The organism is Amycolatopsis sp. NPDC114484 (assembly GCF_055633755.1).
In genome coordinates this window covers 2,149-5,355 of sequence record NZ_JBVKDQ010000058.1, presented here as the reverse complement: position 1 = coordinate 5,355, position 3,207 = coordinate 2,149, and the positions used below count along the sequence as shown (strand labels likewise).

The 3,207-nt window shown below is 57.0% G+C and carries 2 rRNA genes (1 of these 2 only partly in view); both read left to right on the top strand.

The annotated features are described in order from the left end of the window. The first annotated feature begins 130 nt into the window (after positions 1-130). Positions 131-1,650: ribosomal RNA gene (locus tag ACZ7SW_RS46730) — 16S ribosomal RNA — on the top strand. A gap of 300 nt (positions 1,651-1,950) precedes the next feature. Continuing rightward, positions 1,951-3,207: ribosomal RNA gene (locus ACZ7SW_RS46725) — 23S ribosomal RNA — on the top strand; it runs 1,945 nt beyond the window's last position. The 16S and 23S rRNA genes sit together here, the layout of an rRNA operon.

Sequence of the window (3,207 nt, the reverse complement as noted above, 5' to 3'; positions counted from 1 at the left end):
CGGGGTGTGTTGCTTGAGAACTCAACAGTGTGCTAGTGAACTAAGCCAGTAGAGCTTAATATGAAACCCCCTCGTCGGGGTTTCCTTTGAGAATGATGATTGAGAATAGTCTCGATCGAACTTTACAGCATTGTTGGAGAGTTTGATCCTGGCTCAGGACGAACGCTGGCGGCGTGCTTAACACATGCAAGTCGAACGCTGAACCGGTTTCGGCCGGGGATGAGTGGCGAACGGGTGAGTAACACGTGGGTAATCTGCCCTGTACTCTGGGATAAGCCTGGGAAACTGGGTCTAATACCGGATATGACTCTTTGCCGCATGGCGGAGGGTGGAAAGTTCCGGCGGTACAGGATGAACCCGCGGCCTATCAGCTTGTTGGTGGGGTAATGGCCTACCAAGGCGACGACGGGTAGCCGGCCTGAGAGGGTGACCGGCCACACTGGGACTGAGACACGGCCCAGACTCCTACGGGAGGCAGCAGTGGGGAATATTGCACAATGGGCGCAAGCCTGATGCAGCGACGCCGCGTGAGGGATGACGGCCTTCGGGTTGTAAACCTCTTTCGCCAGGGACGAAGCGCAAGTGACGGTACCTGGATAAGAAGCACCGGCTAACTACGTGCCAGCAGCCGCGGTAATACGTAGGGTGCGAGCGTTGTCCGGAATTATTGGGCGTAAAGAGCTCGTAGGCGGTTTGTCGCGTCGGCCGTGAAATCTCCACGCTTAACGTGGAGCGTGCGGTCGATACGGGCAGACTTGAGTTCGGCAGGGGAGACTGGAATTCCTGGTGTAGCGGTGAAATGCGCAGATATCAGGAGGAACACCGGTGGCGAAGGCGGGTCTCTGGGCCGATACTGACGCTGAGGAGCGAAAGCGTGGGGAGCGAACAGGATTAGATACCCTGGTAGTCCACGCTGTAAACGTTGGGCGCTAGGTGTGGGCGACATTCCACGTTGTCCGTGCCGTAGCTAACGCATTAAGCGCCCCGCCTGGGGAGTACGGCCGCAAGGCTAAAACTCAAAGGAATTGACGGGGGCCCGCACAAGCGGCGGAGCATGTGGATTAATTCGATGCAACGCGAAGAACCTTACCTGGGCTTGACATGCGCCAGACATCCCCAGAGATGGGGCTTCCCTTGTGGTTGGTGTACAGGTGGTGCATGGCTGTCGTCAGCTCGTGTCGTGAGATGTTGGGTTAAGTCCCGCAACGAGCGCAACCCTTATCCTACGTTGCCAGCAAGTAAAGTTGGGGACTCGTGGGAGACTGCCGGGGTCAACTCGGAGGAAGGTGGGGATGACGTCAAGTCATCATGCCCCTTATGTCCAGGGCTTCACACATGCTACAATGGCTGGTACAGAGGGCTGCGATACCGCGAGGTGGAGCGAATCCCTTAAAGCCGGTCTCAGTTCGGATCGCAGTCTGCAACTCGACTGCGTGAAGTCGGAGTCGCTAGTAATCGCAGATCAGCAACGCTGCGGTGAATACGTTCCCGGGCCTTGTACACACCGCCCGTCACGTCATGAAAGTCGGTAACACCCGAAGCCCATGGCCCAACCCGCAAGGGAGGGAGTGGTCGAAGGTGGGACTGGCGATTGGGACGAAGTCGTAACAAGGTAGCCGTACCGGAAGGTGCGGCTGGATCACCTCCTTTCTAAGGAGCACAACACATCCATGTTCCCGGGATACCCGGAATCAGGGCATGGGGTGGGCGCGGTTTAACACCCGAACGCGGTGTTGCCGGGCTTGCTCAAGGAATTGTGGAACTACTGGTTATGGGTTCTCGCGGCGGAGATGCTGCTGATCAGTACTGCGGGTTTGTCCCGCGTGGAAAGTCGGCCGGTCGGATCCGGGCGGGTTCTTGTTCACTCAGCACGCTGTTGGGTCCTGAGGCAACACACGTTGTTTCTGGTGTGGTGTTTGAGAACTGTAGAGTGGATGCGAGCATCTTTGTGGTCAAGTTGTTAAGGGCACATGGTGGATGTCTTGGCTTCAGGAGCCGATGAAGGACGTGGGAGGCTGCGATATGCCTCGGGGAGCTGTCAACCGAGCTGTGATCCGAGGATTTCCGAATGGGGAAACCCAGCACCAGTGATGTGGTGTTACCCGCCGGTGAATATATAGCCGGTGCGGAGGGAACGCGGGGAAGTGAAACATCTCAGTACCCGCAGGAAGAGAAAACAAAAGTGATTCCGTGAGTAGTGGCGAGCGAAAGCGGAAGAGGCTAAACCGATTGCATGTGATACCTGTCAGGGGTTGTGTGGTCGGGGTTGTGGGACCTGTCTTCTCAGAGCTGACACTCTGGGCGTGATGCGGCATGGTTAGCGGAACCGTTTGGGATGGCGGGCCGGAGTGGGTGAGAGCCCCGTACGCGAAAACTGTGTTTGTGTTGTGTGGCGGTGTTCCCGAGTAGCAGCGAGCTCGTGGAATTTGCTGTGAATCTGCCGGGACCACCCGGTAAGCCTAAATACTTCCTGAAGACCGATAGCGGACGAGTACCGTGAGGGAAAGATGAAAAGTACCCCGGGAGGGGAGTGAAAGAGTACCTGAAACCGTGTGCCTACAAGCCGTCAGAGCTCACGTGTTGGGTGATGGCGTGCCTTTTGAAGAATGAGCCTGCGAGTTAGTGCTGCGTGGCGAGGTTAACCCGGGTGGGGTAGCCGTAGCGAAAGCGAGTCTGAACAGGGCGAATGAGTCGCGTGGTCTAGACCCGAAGCGGAGTGATCTACCCATGGCCAGGGTGAAGCGACGGTAAGACGTCGTGGAGGCCCGAACCCACTTAGGTTGAAAACTGAGGGGATGAGCTGTGGGTAGGGGTGAAAGGCCAATCAAACTCCGTGATAGCTGGTTCTCCCCGAAATGCATTTAGGTGCAGCGTCGCGTGTTTCTTGCCGGGGGTAGAGCTACTGGATGGTCTAGGGGCCTTACCGGGTTACCGAAATCAACCAAACTCCGAATACCGGTTAGTGAGAGCGCGGCAGTGAGACGGCGGGGGATAAGCTTCGTCGTCGAGAGGGAAACAGCCCAGAACACCAGCTAAGGCCCCTAAGTGTGTGCTCAGTGGGAAAGGATGTGGGATTGCCCAGACAACCAGGAGGTTGGCTTAGAAGCAGCCACCCTTGAAAGAGTGCGTAATAGCTCACTGGTCAAGTGGTCCTGCGCCGACAATGTAGCGGGGCTTAAGCACACCGCCGAAGCTGTGTCATTCACG